The sequence below is a fragment of the Akkermansia sp. NBRC 115031 genome (genome assembly GCF_030268505.1).
Taxonomy (GTDB): domain Bacteria; phylum Verrucomicrobiota; class Verrucomicrobiia; order Verrucomicrobiales; family Akkermansiaceae; genus Akkermansia; species Akkermansia massiliensis.
In genome coordinates this window covers 156,896-179,748 of sequence record NZ_BSQU01000007.1, presented here as the reverse complement: position 1 = coordinate 179,748, position 22,853 = coordinate 156,896, and the positions used below count along the sequence as shown (strand labels likewise).

Sequence of the window (22,853 nt, the reverse complement as noted above, 5' to 3'; positions counted from 1 at the left end):
GTTCCCGGCAGCGCGAGCATCAGGCAACACAGGGGAATGGGGCCGCCCATTGCGTGGACAAAACAGGCATCCCGGCCTTCACGGACCCTATTCAGAACGGGAAGTCCGCATCGCCCACCGGGTCCACGGCCTTTTCCTCAAACTTCTTCACGGCTTTCTGCTGGGGATTCACGGCGCGGACGACGAGCGCGCGGGGCGGCATTTCCCGGCGCTTTTTGAACTCGCACTTTTCCTCGCACAGGTTGCAGGTATTCAGGCGCGCGCGTTCCTCAGGCCGTTCCGTGGTGACGGGGCAGGCATGTTCGCACGCGCCGCAGCCGATGCACAGGGAGGGGTCCAGCCTGGGCAGGCGGTGTTCCTGGCCGTCCCGCCCGATGTAGGGCACCGTATAAAGGGCCTTGGTGGGGCAATGCTCCGTACAGGCGCCGCAGTCCATGTCCTCCCGGGCAACCAGGCAGCGGCAGACGTAAAACCGGGCTACGGCGATGCGCGTGGTATCCTTCGTAATTTCCGCGGTATCCCTCTCCGCAGTAATGGGCAGCCTGCGAATGGCTCCTGTGGGGCAGACTTCCGCGCAGCGGTGGCAGTCGTACAGACAATACTTGGTGGAAAAATCCATCCGGGGCTTCATGAACCCTTTCAGCCCAAGCTGCAAATAGGCGGGCTGGAGCACATGGGTAGGACAGTTGGCAATGCACATCTGGCAGCCGGTGCAAACATCCAGAAAACGTTCCAGGGAACCGGCTCCGGGAGGAAGAACGCACTGGGTGGGGTCCAGCCTCTGGGCGGCGTCGCCCCGGCATCCGGAAAGAGCCGCCGTAGCCAGGCCCGCCGCCGTAGCCCCCAGGAACTGGCGACGGGAGCTCCCGGCAATGAAGGGAACCGCGGCAGAAGAAGCGGGAGCGGGCGCCGGAGCGGTTTTTTTCTTCCTGGCGGGAATCAGGCGGCGGGTTTTGGCAAACCAGCGGTAGCGTATCCCCCCCTCGCTGCACGAACGCACGCAGTCGTAGCATGCTACACAGCGGGAGGCGTCTATTTTGTATTCCTTGAGGTTCAGGCACTGGGCCTTGCATGATTTGACGCATTTGCCGCATTTCTTGCAGGAGGCGGGATCAAAGCCCAGCCGGAAGAGGGAAACGCGGGAAAGCAGCCCCAGCAGAGTACCGACGGGGCATACCGTATTGCAGTACAACCGCCCTTTCCAGGCGCTCATGGCGACCACCAGGCCGAGCATGCCGGCAGAAGCCAGCAGAGCCGGGAGAGCCACGGGAAAATAATTCATCCGGACCAGGTCCGCGGAAGAACTGTCAGCCGCCAGCAGGTTATTGCTCCAGATGGCGGCAGGCCACGCCAGCACATACATGATGCGCCCGAAAATGCTGTACGGGTCCAGCCAGTTCAGGGAGAGTCCGGCCAGTCCCGTCACGCAGCAGGCGGCCAGCAAAACCAGAACCACATACCGCACCCACGGCACGGGGCGCGCAAACTTCAAGAAGCGCTTCGGCGCAATCCAGCGGCGGATTCTGAAAACGATGTCCTGGAGAATCCCCAGCGGACAGAGGAAGGAGCAGTACACCCTCCCGAACAGCAGCGTAAGCAGCAGCAGAACCGCCAGAATCACGGCGGAAACGGCCACCCCGTCCAGAGCCCCGAGCACGGATGGAATGAATTGCCACTGAGCCAGGGAAAAGGAGTCTTCCATGCCCTCTCCGCCGCCCGTCATGTTCGGCACGTTCCACGCGGGGATATGGTGCAGGAAAGCGTACGCAATCCCGAGGAAGAAGATGACGGCCACCGTCACGCGGAGCCACTTCAGCGGACTGACGAAAAAGGCTTTGATGACTGACATATTTATTTTAAACCCGCCGGAGGCGGAAAGTTGGCCCCCTTCGCGTCATCCGCAGGAGGGGGCGCCGCGTCAGGCCATGCTGATGCGGCGGATATTGAGCTTGGAAAGGTCGGCGGTGCCCAGCCCCATTTCTTCCCCAAGCTGCACGTGGCGGATCTTTCCGGCCTTGTTCAGCAGGGCCGCGCCTGCGGCGTCAATGGCTACGATGTCACGGGAAGCCAGAAGGGTTTTGCGCTCCACCAGGTCATTCGTGTCCTTCCCCACGGGGCCGTTGCGCACCATGGGCATGTAGGCGTCCAGCACGCACAGGTCCGGCTTGCGGAAATACACGGCGTCCGCGATGCACTGGTGCAGGTCGTTCTTATGCATGGCTCCACGGTCCCAGACGGTGCCCATCACGTTTTTCATGCAGGCGGTCATCTCGGAACCGCTGTGGTGCTTGAGCGGGGGGCAGGTGATATAAACGTCCGCTTCCAGCACGGCCTTGTGCACCTTGGCGGAGGTGAATTTTTTGGCCTTCGGGTTTTCCGTCTGCACGTACTGCCCTTCATTGCCGCCGTCCACCATCACGCCCCCGGCTTTTTCCACGGCCTCTTTCACGCCGCTGCCTTCATAGGCGCCGTTGTGGCAGCAGTGGTCGAACACCCTGACTTCCTTCGCCCCCGCCTGCTTGCACAGCTCCACCAGCGTGGCGACGGTTTCAGGATGGGTGTTGGAGCCGAATTCCGGAGCCTTGTTCCAGCCGATGTTGGGCTTGATCACGACGGTCTGGCCCGGCTTGACGAATGCCTTCATGCCTCCCAGCGTATCCACGGCCTTCCTGACCATTTCCGCACGGGTTCCGTTGCGGACGGCCACCAGGTCCGGAATGCCGGAAGCTGCCGAAGCTCCGGCCTCCTGGGCGAACAGGGAATCCATGTCCGATATGGCTGCCAGCGCCCCTACGGCGGCAGTCCCTTTTAGAAAAGTGCGTCTGTCAGTCATCTTCGTTGCAAAGTCAGTGGTTTATCCCCGCATGCAAAGGCATGTACAAGGTTTTATGCCTCTTCCTAACATACGCCTTGCTGAAAAACAACCTGTCATCATTCCTGCACGGGAATTTTTACAAACGAATTGTCATACAGGGGCGGCTCCTATAAAACCCGGTCATGAAATGTTCCCTGCTCAGCCGTCCCATGACCTGCACGCATGACTGGATCAGCCGCGTCGTCCTGCCCGGGGATACGGTCGTGGACGCCACGGCAGGCAACGGACACGACACGGTTTTCCTGGCCCGTCTGGCCGGCCCTTCCGGCCAGGTGCACGCCTTTGACGTGCAGGAGGAAGCCATTCGCGCCACCAGGGAGCGTCTGGAGAAAGAAGGGCTGCTCACCTCCGCCGTCCACCTCCATCTGGCCAGCCATGACCGCCTGGCGGAACTGGTCACCGGTCCCGTGAAGGCCGTCGTCTTCAACCTGGGCTACCTGCCGGGCGGGGATAAAAAAACGATCACCAGAACGGGCTGCACCCTGGCGGCGCTGGAACAGGCCGCCGCCCTCATTGCCCCGAACGGCCTTCTCAGCGTCATGTGCTATCCCGGCCACGAAGGCGGGGATGCGGAAGCGGAAGCCGTGGAGGATTTCCTTTCCCGCCTGCCGCACCATTCCTGGCGCACCGGCAAATACCAGCTCCTGAATACCGGAACTCCGGCCCCCTTCCAGATCTGCGCGTTCAGGCTGGACTGACCTTCCCCGTAAAAATACGGGAACAAGGCCAGTTCACCATCAAATGCCCGGAAAAACCATCAGTCCCGGCATTCCTTCATCCATTCCACCACCTGCGCCAGAGCCCGGGCGCGGTGCGACATGGAATTCTTCACCTCCATGGGAAGCTGGGCAAAACTCAGTTCATGGCCTTCCGGGACAAACAGCGGATCATAGCCGAACCCCCCTTCCCCGGCCGGTTTCGTCAGCATGTGGCCTTCCACGGAACCGGAAAACTCCGCCAGCACGCTGCCATTCCTGGCAAGCACCATCACGCAGCGGAACCGTGCGGAGGGCTTGTCCCCCGGCTTGACTCCGGCGCGCCGCAGTTCCTCCATCATACGGAGGTTGTTCCGCGCGTGGTTCCCTTCCTCCCCGCCGAAGGAGGAGGACCAGACGCCGGGACGGCCGTCCAGCACATCCACCTCCAGCCCGGAATCATCCGCCAGCAGGACGCCGGGAATGCACCTGGAGGCGGAAAGCGCCTTGAGCGTGGCGTTCTCCGTAAACGTGACTCCCGTTTCATCCACGGGCGGAGCCTGGGGGTAGTCGGCAAGGTCCTTCACTTCCCATTCTCCGGCCAGCATGGCGCGGATTTCCCCGGTCTTGTGGGCGTTGCGCGTGGCAACCACCAGCAGAGGCAATTCTTGTTCCATCATCATGAATTTTTTGCAGTTGAAAACCGTATGGAAGACCGCGTTCAGCAGTCAATTTCCAGGCTGACGGGACAATGGTCGGACCCCGTCACGTCCGGATGGATGGCGGCGCCCTTCACCCTGGGAGCCAGCGGATTGGAAACGCAGAAGTAGTCAATGCGCCATCCGACGTTCCGGGCGCGGGCGCCTGCGCGGTAGGACCACCAGCTGTACCAGCCCGGTTCCTCCGGATGCAGGGCGCGGAAGGTATCCGTGAACCCGGCCTCAAGCAGCAGCGTGAACCCGGCGCGCTCCTGGTCGCTGAACCCGGCGGAAAAACGGTTCTCCCTGGGGCGGGCGATGTCGATCTCCTCATGGGCTACATTCAAATCCCCGCAGAAGACGACCGGCTTGGTTTCCGCCAAGGCCGCCACATACTTGCGGAACGCAGCATCCCACTGTTCTCGGTACGGGAGGCGCACCAGCTCGTTCTGGGAATTGGGGGTATAGCAGTTGACCAGGTAAAACTGTTCAAACTCCATCGTGCACACGCGCCCCTCCCGGTCATGCTCCGGCCAGCCGATTCCGGTGGACGTGGAAAGGGGCTGCACACGGCTGAGGATCAGCACGCCGGAATAACCGGCCTTCTCCGCCGGATTCCAGAGCTGGTGCGGCCAGGAGGAAATCCACAGGTCATTCACCTGTTCTGGACGCGCCTTGATCTCCTGAAGGCAGAGGACGTCCGGCTCCAGCGCCTCCACGGCGTCCCCCATTCCCTTGCCGAGGATCGCCCGCAATCCGTTCACATTCCATGAGACGAGTTTCATGCACGCATACTTCCCGTTTTTGCCGGCTCCGTCAAGCCCTCAAACACCCCCGCCCCGCACCCTTCCAGGGGACCGCTGAAAACCCTTCTTCCGGAATCATCCCCAGTCTTTTGCATGCCGCATAGAACAAGCGTTTTTTCTTGCCAGGACCGCCCCCTCATGCTTACTTAGATAGGCAAACACCCCGAGAGACACTCGAGAGTGGGTCTGTCGACCCGCTCTTTTTTGTCTATCCATCACACTCCTCCACACTCATGACAAACGATATCAAAGCTTTAATTGACTACTACGAGAGGGAAAAAGGGCTCTCCCGTGAAAAAATTCTTCTCGCTCTGGAATCCGCTTTTCTCTCCGCCTACCGCAAGATGGTTCCCGGCTCCGGCAGCATCAACTACCTGAGGGCTGAAATCAACGTGGACAAGGGGAAGGTGCGCATCTTTGCGGATCTGGAAGTGGTGCCGGATGAAGAATACTCCGACAAGTTCAACCAAATCCCCCTCTCCCTGGCCGTCAAGCTGGACCGGAACGCCGTCCTGCACGACCTGCTGCCCACCAACATCACGCCGAAGGGCTTTGGCCGCATCGCGGTACAGACTGCCCGCCAGACCATGCTCCAGAAGCTGCTGGATGCGGAAAAGGAAATGCTTTACGACGAGTTCAAGGACCGCGCCGGCGATCTGGTGACGGGCACCATCCGCCGCTTTGAAAAGGGGGACATCTTTGTGGACCTCGGCAAATTCGAGGGCGTCATGACCTCCCGCGAACGCGTGCCGAATGAAGACTACAGCGTCGGCGACCGCATGCGCTTCTACGTGGTGGAAGTGCGCACGGAAGCCCGCGGACCGGAAGTCATCCTCTCCCGCAGCCATCCGAATCTGGTGCGCCGCCTCTTTGAATCGGAAGTGGTGGAAATAGGCGACCAGACCGTAGAAATCCACGGCATCGCCCGTGAAGCGGGCTACCGCACCAAGGTGGCCGTCATCAGCCATGACGACAAGGTGGACCCGGTGGGCGCATGCGTAGGCATGCGCGGAGCCCGCGTCAAAAACATTGTCCGGGAGCTCAACAACGAAAAAGTGGACATCCTGGAATGGACGGAGGACCCCGTCATCTTCGTCCGGGAGGCCCTCAGCCCCGTGGAACCGCGGGAAATCACCGTGGACGAGGAAGCCAAAAAAATCTTCGTCATCGTCCAGGACGACAAGGACCTCTCCAAGGCCATCGGCCGCAGGGGCCAGAACGCCCGCCTCACCTCCCGCCTGATGGGCTGGGACGTCCAGGTGCGCGTCTTTGACGTCCAGGAAGCGGAAAAACGCCAGAACCAGGCCGCGGCCGAGGAAGTGATGCGCCAATGCCAGGCCGCCGCAAAGACCCTCAGCGAACAACTGGAAATCCCGGAAGAAACCGCCATGGGCCTGGTGACCATGGGTGGGACGGACCTGGTGGCCCTCACCGGATTTGAAGCTTCCGACATCGCGGAAAGCATGGGCATTCCCGCAGAGGAAGCCGCCCAGATTCTGGACAAGGCCCGGGACCTCATCTCCCAATAACCGTTGAGCGCGGCGCTCAATATCTAACAAACTTAAATTAAGATGCCTAATAAACAAGAAGAGAACGAACCCAAAAAGGAAGTGTTGGATCTGATCGGCGGATCTCCCAAAAAGAAACGCGCACCCCAGCCGGAACCCGCACCGGCGCCATCCCGTCCTGCCCCGGTCAAGAAAGAAGCTCTCGACTTGCTTTCCGGCCCCAAGAAAAAAGCGTCCGTCTCCGCTCCCTCCGAGCCGGCTACCGCCCCTGCCCAGGCCGCACCCGCCGCAGAATCTGCCGCGCCTGCCCCCCAGGAAACGGACTCCGCAGACGATAAAATCATCAACCTCAAGCCGCCCGTCTCCGTCTCCGAGCTGGCAGGCATGCTGCAAGCCAAGCCCTTCCAGATCATCAAGGACCTGATGGGCATGGGCATCTTCGCCAACCCGAATACGCCGCTGGACGCGGACGCCGTCAGCGCCATCTGTGACCTGCACGGCTACACCTTCGCCCGTGAAAAACGGGAAAAGGGCGGCGGCGTCAAGGCCCAGCAGGAACCGGTCAAGGAACCGGAACCCGTGCCGGTGGTGGAAGAACCCAAGGCCACCCTCATCCTGCGCACGCCCATCATCACCGTCATGGGCCATGTGGACCACGGCAAAACCTCCCTGCTGGACTACATCCGCAAGGCGCGCGTAGCCAAGGGGGAAGCCGGGGGCATCACCCAGCACATCGGCGCCTATACGGTGGAATACAACGGCAGCACCCTCACCTTCCTGGATACCCCGGGACACGCCATCTTCACGGAAATGCGCGCCCGCGGCGCGGACGTGACGGACATCGTGGTACTGGTAGTGGCCGCCAATGACGGCATCATGCCCCAGACGAGGGAAGCCATCGCCCACTCCAAGGCGGCCGGTAAAACCATCATCGTGGCCATCAACAAATGCGACCTTCCGGCCGCAGACCCCGTCAAGACCAAGAGCGGCCTGATGGAGGAAGGGCTGGTTCCCACGGACTTCGGCGGCAACGTGGAATGCGTGGAAGTTTCCGCCCTGACCGGCGACGGCATCGACGACCTTCTCGGCCTTCTCGTCCTTCAGTCGGAAGTGCTCGAACTCCAGGCCAATCCCAAGGCCAACTGCCGCGCCTCCATCATTGAGGCCCGCGTGGAACCCGGCACGGGCAGCTCCGCCACGGCCATCGTGGAAAGCGGCACCATCCGCGTAGGCATGCCCTTCATCTGCGGCCCGTACGCCGGCAAGGTGCGCGCCCTGGTCAACGACCACGGCGAACGCGTCAAAAAGGTGGGGCCCGGCATGCCCGTGGAAATTACCGGCTTTTCCGAAACCCCGAACGTGGGCGACGAACTGGTGGAAATGGAAAACGAACGCGCCGCCAAGAAGCTGGGCGAAGAACGCCAGGAGGAACTGCGCAAGCAGCGCCTGGCCCAGCCCCGCAAGGCCCGCATGGAAGAACTGCTCGCCATGATGGGCGACGGCACCCAGAAAGCCCAGCTCAAGATCCTTCTCAAGGGGGACGTGCAGGGCTCCGTGGAAGCCATCAAGAAGGCCATTATGGACATCCAGTCGGACAAGGTGGAATGCGTCTTCCTGAACGCCTCCGCCGGCCCCATCTCGGAATCGGACGTGCTGCTGGCCTCCTCCTCGGACGCCGTCATCCTGGGCTTCAACGTCAAGGTGGAAGCCAACGCCGTGAAACTGCTCAAGCGGGAAGGCGTGCAGGTGAAGCTTTACTCCATCGTTTACGAACTCATCGACCAGGTGAGGGATGCCATGCTGGGTCTTCTGGAACCGGAAACGCGTGAAACCATCATCGGCCACGCCAAAGTGCTCCAGGTCTTCAAACTCAACAAGGGCCGCGCGGCGGGCTGCATGGTGGAGGACGGAAAAATCCTCCGCAGCTGTGAAGCGCGCGTCATCCGCGACAAGACTCCCGTCTTTGACGGTAAAATGTCCACCCTGCGCCGCTTCCAGGATGAAGTGGAAGAAGTCAAGGCCGGCCTGGAATGCGGCATCCGTCTGGGCGACTTCAACGAATACGAGGCAGGCGACATCATCGAATGCTACACGCTGGAAAAAATCCAGCAAACGCTGTAACCCCAAGCAGGAATCATATAACAGGGATGGACGCCCCTTTCACGCCCCTCCGGGCGTTCAAAGAAGCTCCATCCCTGTCCTTTCTCCCCCATTCTTCCTTCTCCGATTGAACCAATCGGTCCATCCATCACTCTATCCCTTCATATGAGCAGACGCACTGACAAGGTAAATGAACTCCTCCGCCGTGAAATAGGCACCACCATCCAGCGGGACTTTGAATTCCCCGGAACGATTGTCACCGTTATTGAAGTGGAAGTGACGGACGACTTGAAAGAAGGAAAAGTATGGGTAGGCGTCGTAGGAAAAATGTCCCCCGCCCAGGTGCTGGAAAAACTGAACTCCAGGCATGGCCTCATCCAGTCCGCCGTAGCCAAGCGCGTGGTGCTGCGCAACACGCCGCGCCTGTCGTTCCGGCTGGACGACTCCGCCCAGCGCGGCGTTGACCTGGTCAACCTCCTGGAAGACATTGATAAAAACCTTCCCAAAGCCCCTCCGGCCGATCCGGAAAACGGCGAGGAATAAAACCCTGCTGAACAGTAAAAAATCCTCCTTGTCTTTTTGCAAGACAAGGATTTCTTTTTCCAGCCAAAAGCACGGAGGCAATCGCCGTGCCGTGTTTACGGACCGGCAAAACGGCGAAGTGGAATTGGCAGGATGATTTCTTCAGGAGAAATTCTGTAACAGATACAAGGGCCGGGAGGCCCTTGTTCCCAGAGGAACCGTTACCGGGAAACGGGGTGGAATTTATTTCTTCCTTACCTCGTCACCTTCAACCTCAGAAACCGGCGTGCCGGGGCGCTTTCTTCCAGAGCCGCCGTATCACGGAATTCCCCGCGGACACCGGCCGGAGTGACGATTCCTTCATCGGCCCATTCCTTCAAGTCGGACGAGCTTTCCACACTGAACGCCACATCCGCCGCTTCCGGATTTACCGGCCAGGAAAGCACGAGGTATTTTTTGCCCCCTTCCTCCCGGATCGCCAGCCCCGTCACGCTTCCGCACGGTTTGTTGGGGTCCAGGCCCGTTGCATACTTCATCAGGTTGGTGACTCCGTCTCCGGCGGGACAGGCATCCGGAGCCATCTGGTCCTCCGGCGTTCCGTCCCCGAAGTTGTCTTTTTTCCACTTATCGTACCCTGCCGGGGCCGGAGCCGCGGACTGGGTCAGCGTGAACGTTCTTTCCTCGCCGCCGCACTGGACGGTGACCACGGCCACCCGTTCCGTTTGCTGGGCGTTGGCTTCCATTTGAATGTCCAGCGTGGCAGTTCCGGAGCCTGAAGCCGGCCGGACCGTGACGCAGGCCTGGTCACAGGAGGCCGTCCATGGAAGCTGCGTCTGCACGGTCAGCGTGGTGGAGGCAGCGGCAAACCCTACGGTTTCCTCCGTTTTGTCGATATTGACGGGGTTTACGTATTCATAGCTGAAGGCGCTGGCGGGAATCTCCTGCTTGCTTATTCCCGGCCCCTCCCATTGCATGGTGAGGGCAGAGCCGGAGGCGTGGCCCACATAACCGATGCGGATGGGATGCACCCCCGCCGCAAGCCGGACGGCCTGTACCGCATTGGGCGTGACTTCCGAACCCTGCCGGGCATTGGAGTTGGCTTCCGTGCCCGGCGTATAGGCGTAGTCCGCATCAATGAGCTGCATGCCGTGCAGGTGTACGAAGGCTTTGGATCCCGCGTTGGAATCCGTCTGAAGGTAGAATTTGTACTCCCCTGTAACGGGAACGGTAAGGTAGCCCGTGAGTTCCACCCCCTTTTGAGCGGCGGAACCGGCATTCACGCTGAGAGAAGACACAGCGCCTGTGACAGAGGGCGCCTCTTCCATCTGGCGGAAGTCGGGCACCCAGTCAAAACCACGGTTCCAGCAGCGCATTTTCAGACCTTGCCGGAGATTGGCCGGAGCCGTCGCAGCGGGCACGTCACCGGCATTCAGAGTTCCATTCGTGGAAGGCAGGGAGCGCCGCACAGACAAGGCCCGGGCCTTCATCTTCGCCTGCAAGTCCGGACGGGAGGAGGCGAGATTGGAAGCTTCCTGCGGGTCTTTTTCAGTATCATAAATCTGGAAGTCCTGATCCGTCCCGGAAATGTTGAAACGCACGCCTTTAAGGCCATCCACAAACACGACCTGCTGCAAACCGCGGGGAGAGCTTTTGTGGTGCGACAGGAAGTCCTGATAGGAGGCGCCATTGCCGCCATAGTTATATTCGGAATAAATCAGGCTCTCCTTCTGGCGTTCCGGCACGCCGGCCAGCGTCGGCAGCAGGGAAACGCCGTCGCAGCGCGCAGGAACCGCCACGCCCGCCGCATCCGCAAAGGTAGCCATCCAGTCATGGAACTGGCAGGCATTCAAGCTGATGCCATTGGCAGGAATCACGCCGGGCCAGCGCACCAGGGTGGGCACGCGCATGCCGCCCTCCCAGCAGTCGCGCTTGATGCCGTCCATCATGCCGTAGCTTTGGAAGAAGGCGGGATTCTGCGCGCCCCGCTGGTGCTGCCCGTCCGAACCGCTTTCATTATGGGGTCCGTTGTCGGAGGTAAAGACGATCATCGTGTTGTCATCAATTCCCAAATCCTTGAGCGTTTGAATCAAATCCCCCATCACATCATCCACGCGCCTGATCATGGTGGCGTGGCGTTTCTCCGTCTGGTTGGGGGAGGCGTCATTGATTCCCTCATTATCCGGATGGATGTAGGTATCCTTGGAGAAGGTTCCTTCCACCCCGGCCGCTGCCGCCCGCTGCGCCGTAGCCGTGTTGGAGGCTTCATACCCGTCCTCATTCCCGGCCACCCACTGCAAGCCTCCCTTGAGGCCCGGTTTGGGGGGATAGGCGCACGCGGGCACCGCCAGGGAACCGTGCGGAGCGGGGAAGGCCAGGTACAGGAAGAAGGGCTGGGTGGCCGATTTGGCATGGTGGTCCACGATCCACTGCTTGGCGCGCGCGCCGAACAGGTCCGTGTCATAGGCCGTATCCGGAACCTTGTTCGTCACATTGGCGAAGGCGGGGGAAGAGGCGCCGTCATTGTATTCGTAAATGTTCTTGGATTCCGTGATGTAGTGGTAGTGCCCCGTCAGGTGCTCCATAATCCCGTAAAAGTAGTCGAATCCGCGTTCGTTGGGGCGGGCATACAAGCCGGACGGCCCCTGCCCGTAGCCGCCGATGCCCCATTTGCCGACAGCCGCCGTATGGTACCCGGCGCCTTTCAGCACCGTGGCCAGCGTGTGGGAGTTTTCTATGGGATAATCAAAGCTGTTGTTGCGGATAACGCGGGAATGGCCCTGGTGCACCCCCAGCAGCAGGGAAGCGCGGGCCGGGGCGCAAACGGGCGCCGCGCTGTAATGGCGCCGCAATTGCATCCCTTCCGTCGCCATGGAATTCAGCTGCGGCGTCTTGAAGCTGTTGCGCCTCGTTACCGTTCTTCCGTTCTTGTCCTGATGGTTCCAGTTTTCTTCCAGGTCGCCCCAGCCCATGTCATCCACCAGCACGAAGATGATATTGGGCCTGGCCCCGGAAACATGCCCCGGCATGGCCGGCTTTTCCGCCACATCCGTCTGAAGCGTCAGCAATTTGGCCGCCTCATCATAATTCCATGAAACCGCCCCTTTCGGCAGTTCCTTCACAGTGATGGAGGCGGTCGTTTCCGGCTTGAACTGCACGCCCAGCGTATGCCTGCCCGGCCACGCGGCAATGAGATCTTCAAAAGAGGAATCAAACAGGACAACGTATTCCCGCGCCTGCAGGGAGGGGCTCTCCGGCTGTACGGCTGACTTTTGCGGCACGCCGTCCAGCACGGATACATGGACGCGCCCCAGCGTCAGGGAAGAGCTGGGCAGGGAAATGTCCCCCTCCACGGAAAGAGCGCCTCCGGGCGCATAAGTGATCGTCCCCGGAAACGTACCGCTGCCGCCCAGCGTGCAGCTCCCCTGCACCACCAGGTCCACCGCCGGAATCTCCCCGTCAAAATGGATGGAGGAGTTGTTCAGCGTAATCGTTACATTCCTGCCCACGTTCCGGATTTCCCCCGCCTTGACGTGCCGGTCCGTATAAGTCACCCGGGCGTCATCCAGAATCGTCTGTTTCAGCGTCCCCTTGTCACCGGTAATGCCGGATGAGCCGGAAAGCGTCACATTCCCGTCCACTCCAGTTTCCGCCAGGTCCAGCGTGGAATTTTCCAGCGCAAATTCCGTGTTCGCGCCGATGTTCCATTGACCGGACGCCTTGGCAGAGGTTCCGGAAAAAGTCACGGAGGCCTTCTCCTGCGTCACCAGGGAGCCCTGGTACAGGGACATGCCCTCCAGCCGCCCGGCGTCTTCCACCGTAATCGTATTGCTCATGCCCCGGTCCGCCAGGTCCAGCGTGGGCATTCCCTTCCCGGCACTCATTACAAAGCCGATGAGGCCGGAAATATTATTCAGCAGCATTCCTTCTCCAATGCGCACGGCTCCCCCTCCCGTCACCGTCACGCGCCGCGGAGCATCGTTTTCAGAAGTCAGGGAATACAATCCTCCGGAGGGAGCTCCATCGTCCTGCCCCACATAAAAACAGCGGCCTTCCGCCACATTCCACTCCTGGTCGGCGGCTACGCGCAGCTGTGCAATCCCGAAATCCGCATTATAACCGCCCGCGGTTGCGTTTTCCACGGTAATGCCGCCCGTCTCCACGCGCAGATATACGCCGGAAGAAGTATTCAACACGAAGAGCTGGACCTTTCCTCCCGGCTGATTGTTAACTCCCGCCACCCGGATTCCTTTCAAATACCGTCCTCCGGACCCCAACCCGCCTATATTGGTCATGCCAGCCGAATCCGTCCCGTTCGTGACCATCCAATGCGTGTAGGCGGAGGCCGGCGCGCCGGGAGCAGCCGACGGCGTTCCTCCGTTCACGCTCCAGTTGGATACGTTCGACCATGGAGACGAGGAACCCTTCCAGGTATAGTCCGCCTCCGCGGATTTTACCGGAGCCAAAAACACCAGGGACGGAACCAGAACGGAGAGCAGGCGTAGCAGTGACATAATAATGATAGTTGAAAGTGATTCAGTTCAAGAGTGCCCCGATGAAAAATCCAGAGACGCATTCCTTCTATTTATAAGGAGAAAAAAGGATATTTTGGAATAAAAGAAAACCGCCCTTTGGGCTGAATCCACAGGGCGGCTTGGTATTGGACAAGAGAGGAAGCATGGAGAATCAAGCTCTGCGGCGGTACATCATCAAGGCAGCCAGCCCCAGCAGTCCCAGAGAAGCCGTGGCCGGTTCAGGCACCAGCAGCTCCCCCTGGAACTCCATGGATTTAATGCCGAAGAAAGAGCCATCCGTCTGGTTCGTCTTACTGGCAAGAACGGAAAAATCCAGGGACTGTCCGGCTTTCAGCTCAATCGGGGTGTCAAAAGTCAGCGTAGCCGCCGTGCCGTTCTTGCCGCTATCGGCCGCAAGGGTGACAGTGGCCGTCACTTCCTGGCCGTTGATCGTGACCGTCAGAGAAAACGATCTTTGGTTAGACTGTGCAGCCCCTGTGGAATTGAAGGAAACCACAGTCATCTTAACGGCGCTGATGGAACATCCCTGGTCGCTGCCATTGGTAAAGGTCATCCCTGCCGTCCACGATCCGCTTGATTGCACATTGACGCCGGGAGTAAACAAGGAGGCATCGGAACATACTCCGCCGCCTGTCATCAGCGTCAGGTCTTCCGTCTGCCCGTTGCTGTAGGTCGTCTTTTGCAGGGAATGGACATTCCCCGTGATACCGCCCATTTCCCCTCCGGAATTGGTAAGGGTTACCTTGGTAGGATCCGACTGGGCCGCATTCCCGAAGGTGGTCGTCCACAAGGTAGCCGCCTGTGCGGAAAAAGCGCCCAACGACAGGGAGGCAAGAATATAAAAGGCCGTTTTCATCTTCAAAGTAGGTTATTCGTTCGTTTTCAAATAGATGCTGTGAAAACTCCCCTTCGGGAGACAGTCTTTTATGAGTAGCGAATTAGAAATCCGGAGAAACCGTTTCTTAAGTTATGAATAAATAAATTATGTTTATAATTAAAGAATTGCGTCAATTTCAACAGAAATGGTCAGCCTGATTGGAATTTCTTCCGGCCATGGGCGTATGCTTCCAAAATTCCTGATCTTCAACTTTTTTCATTGACTCCGGATTTCTAATTCGCCTTTTCTCTGGGCTGACCATTTTTTGATTTGAAAATCAAAAGATTGCGTTCTTTCCTCCGCAACCGTTTTCCATCAATAAGTCTTCAAGCTCTGCGGCGGCGCATCATCAGGACGGCCAGCCCCAGAAGGCCCAGGGAGGCCGTGGCAGGTTCGGGAACCACCAAATCACCGTTAATCTGAATTCCCGAAAGCCCGGCAAAGCAGCCCTTGTTATAAGCGCTGTTATTGGAAGCCGTGATGGTGATGGTCAGGGATTCCCCGGCTTTCAGCAGAAAATCATCGTACGTGTGGCTTCCCGTATGAATGCCGGTCCATGCGCCGGTGGTACCATTGGCGGCGGTGGAACCGTTGTAGGTCAGCGTCTGGTCCGGCTGCCCGTCAATGGAGAGAGTCATATCGACAGGCTTGTTGAAATTGCCTTCATATCCGCCCACATAACCATTATTGGCTATACCGCCACCGCCATTCTGGGCGGCCCCCGCACCCGTGAACCCGACCATGGACAGGTCAATGGAAGAAATCAGCATGTCGTGGGAACCGGTATTGGTGAATGTGAAGGAAACGCTCCATGTATTGTTTCCGGCGCCTCCCACATTGGCATTGGGGGAAAACACGGAGGCCGGAATGGAACCTGAGGCCAGGAGGTCATTGCCCGAGGTGCTCTTGCTGAAATCTTCGGAACCGATGGAGGTGGAGGAAGTAAGTCCCACATCGGATGTCGTGTTCACCGTAACGGTATCCAGGGAAGTGCCGGTCCGGTTAAAAGTAGTGGAACACAACACCGCAGCCTGGGAAACTGCTGTTCCAAAAGTCAGGGAGGCAATGAGTATCAATGATTTCTTCATAACTAGGAGAGGTTGGATGAAAACAACCTTTATCCCTTAGCGGATTGCCAATCCGAAGTCAACAATAAATGATAAAAACAAGATGTTTAGGAAGATAAACGCCCAGGGGCGTTTTCTGATGAGAGTTTCTTTTTTGGGAATTTTAAATCGTTGTAAAATTCCTAATGCCAGATTTTTATGCATAAAAATGGTACATCGGATTTCTTTTTCGGATTGGCAATCCGTTCCGTATTTTTTTCTCTTTCACTAACGGCTTGCCAGAAGAGAGGAGAACAGTTAAGTTCCCCGAACGGACAGCCTGTCCATGAGATGGCTGGACCTTTTTCCAACATGAACGGTTACTGCTACTTCATTCTGGGGATATTGATCCTGGCGGCCGGTTATTTCACCTACGGGCGGGTGCTGGAAAAGATTTTCCGGCCGGACGCCTCCCGGCAGACTCCCGCCGTGGCCTGCACGGACGGCGTGGATTACGTGGTGATGCCGCGCTGGCGCGTGTTCCTGATTCAGTTGCTGAACATTGCGGGGCTGGGCCCTATCTTCGGCGCCGTCATGGGCGTGCTGTACGGGCCGGCCGCGCTCCTGTGGATCGTCATCGGCTGCATCTTTGGCGGAATGGTGCACGATTACTTTTCCGGCATGATTTCCCTGCGCCACAAGGGGGAAAACCTGCCGGAAATCCTGGGCCGCTACCTGGGCAGCCAGGCCCAGTGGATCAGCCGCGCCGTCTGCATCGTGTTCAGCGTGCTGGTGGGCGTCGTCTTCGCCGTGGGCCCCGCCGCCATCCTGGCCCCCATGACGGGCTGGAGCGTTTCTGCATGGGTGTGGATCATCTTCGGCTACTACTTTCTGGCGACCATCCTTCCCATCCAGGCCATCATGGGAAAGGTGTATCCCCTTTTTTCCGTCGCCCTGATCATCATGGTGGTGGGCATTCTGGGCGTGATGCTCCTGGCTCCCTTTGCGGAATTCATGCCGTACTGGATGCACATTCCTTCTATGGAAGTGCTCCCGGACCTGGACTTCTTCCATAACCGCCACCCGGCGGATTTCCCGCTCTTCCCCGTGATGTTCATCACCATCGCCTGCGGAGCGGTGAGCGGCTTCCACGCCACGCAGTCCCCGCTGATGGCGCGCTGCCTGAAAACGGAGCAGGAAGGACTGCCCGTCTTCGGCGGAGCCATGATTACGGAAGGAATCATCGCCTTCATATGGGCGGCCGCCGCGCTGACCTTCTACGGCACCCCGGAAGCCCTGGGAGCGGCTACCGCCAACGGAAAGGCCCCGGCGCTGGCCATCCAGATGATTTCCGAATCCTGGATGGGCCACGTCGGCTCCATCCTGGTCATGGTCGGCGTGGTCATCCTCCCCATCAGCACGGGGGACGGCGCCCTGCGGGTCACGCGCCTGATGATTGCGGATTGCTTCAAGCTGAACCAGGAGCAACTGAGCCGCCGCCTGATGATCGCCATCCCCCTCTTTGCCGCAGCCATTGCCGTAAGCAGCATGGACTACGCCATCATCTGGCAGTACTTCGGCTGGGCCAACCAGCTCCTGGCCGCCGCCACCCTCTGGGCCGTCTCCATTTACCTGCGCAGCAAAAACCGCTGCTGCTGGACGGCCGCCGTTCCCGCCGCCTTCCTGAGCCTGGTGGTGCTCCAGTACCTGTTCTCCAGCCCGGAAATGTGCGGTTTCAGTTATGAAGCTTCCCTGGTCTGCAGCGTCCTGCTCGTGGCCGTCATCGGCGTGCTGTGCCTGTTCCGCGGCTCCGGACTGGAAAAAGCGGAGGAGCCCAACCTGTAATTTCATGAACTCCAGCCCCCATACGCCCGGACACGCCCGCAAGGTTCCATGGGGAGCCTTCTGGAGGCTCGTGCTGATCCAGGCGCAGAATTCCTTTAATGAAAAGGGGGCGCAATTCCTGCTCATTCCCCTGGGCGTCTGGCTGTACGGCACGCAGGGAGACCTGGAATACCCGCTTGGGGCCATCATCGTGCTGCCCTTCATCCTGTTTTCCCCGTTCGTCGGCTGGCTCTCGGACCGTTTCTGCAAGGCGCGCATCATCCAGTCCATGGCGCTGCTCCAGATCTGCGTGCTGGCGGGCATGTACTGGAGCCTGCGTACCCATAACCTGGACGGGGCCATCCTGTGGTTCTGCGTCTTTGCCGTGCAGGCCACTATCTTCAGCCCGTCCAAGAAGGGCATCGTCAAGGACATCGTGGGCACCTCCCGCATGGGGTTCGCCAGCGGCATTGTGGAAATGGCTTCCATCCTCAGCCTGCTCATCGGCCAGATCGGCGTTTTCGTCTGGTTCCGCTACCTGCTGGAGCCTTCCACGGATACCGTCTGGCACCACTGGCTGGGGGAAGGCTTCTTCCAGTGGTTTGACGCCTGGCTGAAACCCTCCGGCCTCAACGACGGCTGGTATGCCGCCTCCTTCCCCTGCCTGGTGTTCCTGCTGATGGCCGTTCCCGTGGCGATTTCCAGCTTCTACCTGCCCCGGTACGCTCCGGAGGGTTTCCGGCCCTTCTCCTGGTCCCTGTTTTACGAACACTTCCACCAACTGGGCAAGCTGTGGAAAAACCGCAACCTGCGCGTCAGCGAGATGGGCATCGGTTACTTCTGGTTCTTCGGCGGCACGATCATGCTGATGACTATCCAGATGGCCAAGGAAATCTCCGGCGGCAGCGACGATTTCAGCTCCGTGGGAGCCGTGCTGATGGCCTGGATGAGCGGAGGAACCGTGCTGGGGGGCATCCTGGCCTCCCTGATCTGCCGCCGCCACATCCGGATGAACGTCTCCGTGGCGGGAGGCGCGCTGATGGCGCTGAGCTGCGTGGCCCTCTCTACGGTCTCCATGACTTCCACGGTCTTTTATGCCCTGCTGATGGCGGCGGGCATCTCCGCCGCACTGTTCCTGGTGCCGCTGAACGCCTTCTTCCAGGACCGGGCGGACAACGACAAGCGCGGGGACATGATTGCCGCCGGCAACCTGGTGGACTGCGTGCTGGGACTGATGGCCGTCGGATTCCAATACGCCATGATGCTGGTGATTCCCCCCTCCTGGCAATTCGTCGTCATGGGAATCCTGAGCCTCGGCATGGCGTGGGTGATCTTCCGTTTTTCCCGCGTGGCTCCGGGCGCAAGATAAAATGTACTGGCAATCAGGCAGTAATCTTTAAAAATCCTCCTTTTAAAGAAAAACCTTTCCCTCCTTCCGCGCACCCTGCGCCATTCTCCCGTCAGGGCGCGCGATTTACTTGCAAACCCGCTTTTATTCGGGCAACATAGGGGGGAAAACAAGAAGCCATGAAAAAGTATCTTACCCTTCTGTTGTGCTCCCTGTGCGCCCTGGCGGGCTTCACCGCCTCTGCGGCATCCACCGCCAGCCTCAAGGACGTCAATATCGTCATCTCCACCACCAAGGGGGACATTGAACTGGCCCTTTACCCCTCCAAGGCGCCCGTCACCGTAGCCAATTTCCTGAACCTCATCAACAGGGGCTACTACAAGGGAATCTCCTTCCACCGCGTGATTCCGGACTTCATGATTCAGGGCGGCGACCCCACCGGCACGGGCATGGGAGGCCCCGGCTACAGCTTTGAAGACGAGTTTTCCCCGGACCTCAAGCATGACGGCCCCGGCGTGCTTTCCATGGCGAACGCGGGCCCCGGCACCAACGGCTCCCAATTCTTCATCACCCACGTTGCCACGCCTCATCTGGACGGCCGCCATACGGTCTTCGGGAAGGTGCTGAAAGGCCAGGCCATCGTCAACTCCATCGTCCGGGGAGACAAGATCAAGGACATCCGCATTCTGGACAAGAACGCCGCGGCCGCCGTGCTGAAGGCGGAAGCCGCCCGCGTGGCCCAGTGGAACAAGGCGCTGGACGCCGCCAAATAAACCGGGAGCAATCAACGGCATGAATATTCTCAGGCGGTTCATCAACCAGGTCTTCACTCCGCAGGAAGTGGAGGCCACGCCGGAGAACGTCGCCAAATGGGAAAAAAGAGCGCCCGGATGGACCATCCGCTGCAACCGCTGCGGCCTGGAGGAACCCTTCGGGAAATACGGCATCCTTTACAAATCGGCAGGCAGGAAAAGGAACTTTGGCCGCTGTCCCCGCTGCCGCAAATGGTCGTGGCTCGTCATTTCCGGAAAAACGGCGTGAAACAACCCCGTATTCATCATCAAGCGACTCTAAAAATCCATCCACCAACCATTCATTTTTATGAAAACACTCATTAAAAACGCACGCATCATCTCCCCCGGCATTGACCTGCCCGGGGCTGCCGTGGAAATCGAAGGCAAGACCATCACCGCCGTCTATCCCGCCGGGAGCGAACTCCCCGCCGCAGACAAGGTGGTGGATGCGGAAGGCCGCATGCTCCTTCCCGGTTTCATTGACATCCACAGCCACGGCGCCGGCGGCTGCGACACCTGCGACGCCAAGCTGGAAAGCCTCCGCACCATTGCGGAATGCAAGATGAAGGAAGGCGTCACCTCCTGGCTGCCGACCACCCTCACCTTGTCTCCCAAGGTGCTGGAAGACGTGTGCGCCTCCGTGGCGGAATACATGAAGAACCAGGAATTCGCCAAGACGCCCGGCATCCATCTGGAAGGGCCGTTCATCAATCCCAAGTGCTGCGGCGCGCAGAACCCCGCCTTTGTCCGCCAGCCGGACTATGATGAAGTAGCCAACCTGAACTCCATCGCCAAGGTTCTGCTGGTCTCCCTGGCGCCGGAAATGCCCGGAGCCGTGGAATTCATTGAAAAAGCCACGGCCAGCGGCATCCGTTGCTCCGCCGGGCACAGCGCGGCCACCCATGCGGACTTCAACAAGGCGAAATCCGCGGGCCTGGTGCACCTGACCCACTACTGCAACCAGATGTCCCCCCTGCACCACCGTGAAATCGGCCTGGTGGGCTCCGGCCTGCTGGACAGGGAAATCAAGATTGAAATCATCTGCGACACCATCCACCTCTGCGCGGACATGCTCAAGACCGTGTTCAAGAACAAGGAAACGGACCAGATGATGATGATTACGGATTCCCTGGCCTGCTCCTGGATGCCGGACGGCCCCGGAGACCTGGGCGGCCTGCCCATCATCGTGAAGGACGGCGTGGCGCGCCTGCAGGAATCCGGCGCGCTGGCCGGCAGCACCCTCAAATACGCCCACGGCCTGAAAAACGTGCACCGCCTGACCGGCAAGCCCCTCAGCGACCTGGTGAAGGCCACCTCCTGGAACCAGGCGCAGTCCCTGGGCCTGGAAGACCTGGGCAAAATCGCCCCCGGCTTCACGGCGGACATGGTTCTGCTGGACGATGACTTCAACACCTGCAAGGTGTTCATCGACGGCGTGGAAAAATACAGCGCGTAACCGCGCGCCCGCGCGCCGGACGGGACGGAAACCCTTCCGGCGCGCCATCCCCCTCTTACCGTATTCCAACGTTCAACATTCACCTCCATGGCTATTACCATTGAAATGCCCCGCCTGTCCGACTCCATGCACGAAGGAATCGTCCTGAGATGGGTCAAAAAGATAGGAGACTTCGTAGAAGTCGGCGACCATCTGGCCGACATCGAGACGGACAAGGCCCACGTGGAACTCCAGGCATGCGAGGACGGAACCCTGATGGAAATCCTGGTGCCGGAAGGCGGTTCCGCCGCGGTGGGCGCTCCCATTGCGCTGCTTCAGTCGGAATTCGGCGCCGCCTCCTGTGACTGCCCTCCTTGCCCGCCCGTCAAATGCAGCCCGCTGGCCGCCAGGCTGGCCGCGGAAGCCGGGCTGAACGCCGGAACCCTGCGCGGCACCGGACCACGCGGCAAGATCATGGCCGCGGACGTGCGCGCCTCCATACGCCCCGCAGACGGCCCCGCCCGCCGGGTGCAGACCCCGCTGGCGCCCCGGGACACGCGCCACGCCACGCGCGTGGATAATTTCTACCTGTACTCCCTGGAGGCGAACATGGCCTACCTGGCCGCCATCAGCACGCCCATCGCCGTCCAGTGCGAAAAACTCATCGGCGGCCGCTACAGCCTCTTTGACTACGTGGTGCGCGCCGCGGTGAAAGCGTGCATCAGCGAGCCGGAATGGCTGGCGGGAGACTCCGCCGCAGAACTGCTCATGGTGCTGGACAAGGGGGAAAAATACGTCTTTATTGAAAACGCCTCCGGCAAGACGATTTACAACATCGCCATGGAACGGCTAGCCGCCCCCGCGGCAGGGCCGCCCCCCGCGGGCAGCATCACGCCCAACATCCTGCTCTGCGACAGCGGCGTGAACGTGGAAGCCCAGCGCACCGTGCTCCCGGAAATGCCCCACAGCATCATCAGCATCGGCGGCACCACGCCGAAAACGGGCATAGAAGCGGGACGCCCCGTGTCCAAGCTCATCCTGCCCGTCACCCTGTACGTGAACGCCAACATCCTGCCGGAATGCAAGGCGTCCAGAATTGCCGCCGAATTCAAGACGCTGCTGGAAAATCCGGTCCTGCTTCTCCTGTAGGGCTGCCGGCATCCTGCCCCCTTTTCCTTGAACGTTCCATTCCCTCCCCTTGTCTCATTAACCATGAAAAAAGTCGCCATTCTTGCCGCCCCCGGATTTGAAGAAATAGAACTCATGGCCCCGCTGGACATCCTGCGCCGCCTGAACTTTGACGTGCAGCTGGCCGGCGTGCAGTCTGACAAGGTGGTCAGCACCCATGACGTGACCGTCACCACGGACACCATGCTGGACAAGCTCCATGCGGACAAGCTGGACGCCCTGATCCTGCCCGGCGGCGCAGGCGCCTGGGTGCTCCGTGATACGCCGGAAGTCATCCACCTGGTCAAGAAGATGCATGCCGCGGGCAAGCTGGTAGCCGCCATCTGCGCCGCCCCCATCGTCCTGGCGAAAGCCGGCCTGGTCAAGGACAAGAATGTCACGGCCTACCCGGCCCAGGACGTCTACCGGGAACTCAACGAAGCCGGAGCCCACATCGTCAAGGATGAAAACGTGGTTCTGGACGGCAACATGCTCACCGCCAACGGCCCCGGAGCCGCCATGCTCTTCGGCTACTGCATCGGGGAATACCTGGGAGAAGACCTCCAGGTGGCCCAGCTCAAGGAGCAGATGTGCTACACGGGCCTGTAGGATTCCGGAAAGCATTC

At 59.9% G+C, this 22,853-nt stretch carries 18 protein-coding genes; 11 read left to right on the top strand and 7 right to left on the bottom strand.

The genetic code is table 11. From position 1 onward, the window contains the following. Positions 1–91: 91 nt before the first annotated feature. Together QSJ36_RS10590 and QSJ36_RS10585 are read right to left on the bottom strand one after the other, a co-directional pair. Positions 92–1,849, bottom strand: coding sequence for a 4Fe-4S dicluster domain-containing protein (locus QSJ36_RS10590; RefSeq protein ID WP_285468644.1), 1,758 nt, complete (start codon positions 1,847–1,849; stop codon positions 92–94). A 69-nt stretch (positions 1,850–1,918) separates the two neighbouring features. Next, positions 1,919–2,833 (bottom strand): DUF362 domain-containing protein, encoded by a 915-nt coding sequence (locus QSJ36_RS10585; protein WP_022396912.1) that lies wholly within the window; start codon positions 2,831–2,833, stop codon positions 1,919–1,921. 164 nt (positions 2,834–2,997) lie between these two features. Between QSJ36_RS10585 and QSJ36_RS10580 the strand changes: the two genes are divergently transcribed. After that, the gene (locus QSJ36_RS10580) at positions 2,998–3,573 is read left to right on the top strand and encodes a class I SAM-dependent methyltransferase (protein WP_102728599.1); all 576 of its coding nucleotides are present in this window, start codon (positions 2,998–3,000) and stop codon (positions 3,571–3,573) included. A 59-nt stretch (positions 3,574–3,632) separates the two neighbouring features. On the opposite strand, the gene QSJ36_RS10575 is transcribed toward QSJ36_RS10580, so the two are convergent. Further along, complete coding sequence (locus QSJ36_RS10575; protein ID WP_285468643.1) at positions 3,633–4,253, bottom strand: non-canonical purine NTP pyrophosphatase; 621 nt, start codon at positions 4,251–4,253, stop codon at positions 3,633–3,635. A 38-nt stretch (positions 4,254–4,291) separates the two neighbouring features. Then, positions 4,292–5,053: an exodeoxyribonuclease III gene (locus QSJ36_RS10570; protein ID WP_022396915.1), complete on the bottom strand. Its 762-nt coding sequence runs from the start codon at positions 5,051–5,053 to the stop codon at positions 4,292–4,294. A 254-nt stretch (positions 5,054–5,307) separates the two neighbouring features. On the opposite strand from QSJ36_RS10570, the gene nusA reads away from it, so the two are divergent. From nusA to rbfA, 3 genes are all read left to right on the top strand, one after another. Continuing rightward, positions 5,308–6,603 (top strand): transcription termination factor NusA, encoded by a 1,296-nt coding sequence (nusA, locus tag QSJ36_RS10565; RefSeq protein ID WP_022396916.1) that lies wholly within the window; start codon positions 5,308–5,310, stop codon positions 6,601–6,603. A gap of 42 nt (positions 6,604–6,645) precedes the next feature. After that, on the top strand, positions 6,646–8,703 hold the full coding sequence (gene infB, locus QSJ36_RS10560) for a translation initiation factor IF-2 (protein ID WP_022396917.1): 2,058 nt from the start codon (positions 6,646–6,648) through the stop codon (positions 8,701–8,703). A 144-nt stretch (positions 8,704–8,847) separates the two neighbouring features. Then, positions 8,848–9,225 carry a 30S ribosome-binding factor RbfA gene (gene rbfA, locus QSJ36_RS10555; RefSeq protein ID WP_102721122.1) on the top strand — a complete coding sequence of 126 codons (378 nt, stop codon included), beginning with the start codon at positions 8,848–8,850 and terminating at the stop codon, positions 9,223–9,225. Between the two features lie 233 nt (positions 9,226–9,458). On the opposite strand, the gene QSJ36_RS10550 is transcribed toward rbfA, so the two are convergent. The 3 genes from QSJ36_RS10550 to QSJ36_RS10540 form a co-directional block, all read right to left on the bottom strand. Then, the gene (locus tag QSJ36_RS10550; protein WP_285468642.1) at positions 9,459–13,715 is read right to left on the bottom strand and encodes a sulfatase-like hydrolase/transferase; all 4,257 of its coding nucleotides are present in this window, start codon (positions 13,713–13,715) and stop codon (positions 9,459–9,461) included. Between the two features lie 172 nt (positions 13,716–13,887). After that, complete coding sequence (locus QSJ36_RS10545; RefSeq protein WP_250716108.1) at positions 13,888–14,592, bottom strand: PEP-CTERM sorting domain-containing protein; 705 nt, start codon at positions 14,590–14,592, stop codon at positions 13,888–13,890. Positions 14,593–14,939: 347 nt separating this feature from the next. After that, positions 14,940–15,701 (bottom strand): PEP-CTERM sorting domain-containing protein, encoded by a 762-nt coding sequence (locus QSJ36_RS10540; RefSeq protein WP_250716238.1) that lies wholly within the window; start codon positions 15,699–15,701, stop codon positions 14,940–14,942. Between the two features lie 330 nt (positions 15,702–16,031). On the opposite strand from QSJ36_RS10540, the gene QSJ36_RS10535 reads away from it, so the two are divergent. From QSJ36_RS10535 to QSJ36_RS10505, 7 genes are all read left to right on the top strand, one after another. Beyond that, the gene (locus QSJ36_RS10535; RefSeq protein ID WP_022396920.1) at positions 16,032–17,504 is read left to right on the top strand and encodes a carbon starvation CstA family protein; all 1,473 of its coding nucleotides are present in this window, start codon (positions 16,032–16,034) and stop codon (positions 17,502–17,504) included. 4 nt (positions 17,505–17,508) lie between these two features. Continuing rightward, a complete protein-coding gene (locus QSJ36_RS10530; RefSeq protein ID WP_285468641.1) occupies positions 17,509–18,852 on the top strand; it encodes an MFS transporter in 1,344 nt (447 codons plus the stop codon). Between the two features lie 158 nt (positions 18,853–19,010). Next, entirely contained in the window at positions 19,011–19,604 is a 594-nt protein-coding gene (locus tag QSJ36_RS10525; RefSeq protein ID WP_022396922.1) for a peptidylprolyl isomerase, read from the top strand. 19 nt (positions 19,605–19,623) lie between these two features. Beyond that, on the top strand, positions 19,624–19,872 hold the full coding sequence (locus QSJ36_RS10520; protein ID WP_022396923.1) for a hypothetical protein: 249 nt from the start codon (positions 19,624–19,626) through the stop codon (positions 19,870–19,872). 60 nt (positions 19,873–19,932) lie between these two features. Continuing rightward, positions 19,933–21,081, top strand: a complete 1,149-nt coding sequence (gene nagA, locus QSJ36_RS10515; protein ID WP_102721117.1) for an N-acetylglucosamine-6-phosphate deacetylase — start codon at positions 19,933–19,935, stop codon at positions 21,079–21,081. Positions 21,082–21,168: 87 nt separating this feature from the next. Then, positions 21,169–22,209 carry a biotin/lipoyl-containing protein gene (locus QSJ36_RS10510; protein WP_102721116.1) on the top strand — a complete coding sequence of 347 codons (1,041 nt, stop codon included), beginning with the start codon at positions 21,169–21,171 and terminating at the stop codon, positions 22,207–22,209. 63 nt (positions 22,210–22,272) lie between these two features. Continuing rightward, positions 22,273–22,836 carry a DJ-1 family glyoxalase III gene (locus QSJ36_RS10505; protein WP_102721115.1) on the top strand — a complete coding sequence of 188 codons (564 nt, stop codon included), beginning with the start codon at positions 22,273–22,275 and terminating at the stop codon, positions 22,834–22,836. The last annotated feature ends 17 nt before the right edge of the window (positions 22,837–22,853 follow it).

Coding starts and splice junctions, on each gene's coding strand:
- QSJ36_RS10570 (WP_022396915.1), bottom strand. CDS start 5,053: ATGAAACTCGTCTCATGGAATGTGAACGGATTGCGGGCGATCCTCGGC.
- QSJ36_RS10520 (WP_022396923.1), top strand. CDS start 19,624: ATGAATATTCTCAGGCGGTTCATCAACCAGGTCTTCACTCCGCAGGAA.
- QSJ36_RS10580 (WP_102728599.1), top strand. CDS start 2,998: ATGAAATGTTCCCTGCTCAGCCGTCCCATGACCTGCACGCATGACTGG.
- QSJ36_RS10590 (WP_285468644.1), bottom strand. CDS start 1,849: ATGTCAGTCATCAAAGCCTTTTTCGTCAGTCCGCTGAAGTGGCTCCGC.
- QSJ36_RS10535 (WP_022396920.1), top strand. CDS start 16,032: ATGAACGGTTACTGCTACTTCATTCTGGGGATATTGATCCTGGCGGCC.
- QSJ36_RS10550 (WP_285468642.1), bottom strand. CDS start 13,715: ATGTCACTGCTACGCCTGCTCTCCGTTCTGGTTCCGTCCCTGGTGTTT.
- QSJ36_RS10525 (WP_022396922.1), top strand. CDS start 19,011: ATGAAAAAGTATCTTACCCTTCTGTTGTGCTCCCTGTGCGCCCTGGCG.
- QSJ36_RS10585 (WP_022396912.1), bottom strand. CDS start 2,833: ATGACTGACAGACGCACTTTTCTAAAAGGGACTGCCGCCGTAGGGGCG.
- QSJ36_RS10575 (WP_285468643.1), bottom strand. CDS start 4,253: ATGATGATGGAACAAGAATTGCCTCTGCTGGTGGTTGCCACGCGCAAC.
- nagA (WP_102721117.1), top strand. CDS start 19,933: ATGAAAACACTCATTAAAAACGCACGCATCATCTCCCCCGGCATTGAC.
- QSJ36_RS10510 (WP_102721116.1), top strand. CDS start 21,169: ATGGCTATTACCATTGAAATGCCCCGCCTGTCCGACTCCATGCACGAA.
- QSJ36_RS10530 (WP_285468641.1), top strand. CDS start 17,509: ATGAACTCCAGCCCCCATACGCCCGGACACGCCCGCAAGGTTCCATGG.
- QSJ36_RS10540 (WP_250716238.1), bottom strand. CDS start 15,701: ATGAAGAAATCATTGATACTCATTGCCTCCCTGACTTTTGGAACAGCA.
- rbfA (WP_102721122.1), top strand. CDS start 8,848: ATGAGCAGACGCACTGACAAGGTAAATGAACTCCTCCGCCGTGAAATA.
- infB (WP_022396917.1), top strand. CDS start 6,646: ATGCCTAATAAACAAGAAGAGAACGAACCCAAAAAGGAAGTGTTGGAT.
- nusA (WP_022396916.1), top strand. CDS start 5,308: ATGACAAACGATATCAAAGCTTTAATTGACTACTACGAGAGGGAAAAA.
- QSJ36_RS10505 (WP_102721115.1), top strand. CDS start 22,273: ATGAAAAAAGTCGCCATTCTTGCCGCCCCCGGATTTGAAGAAATAGAA.
- QSJ36_RS10545 (WP_250716108.1), bottom strand. CDS start 14,592: ATGAAAACGGCCTTTTATATTCTTGCCTCCCTGTCGTTGGGCGCTTTT.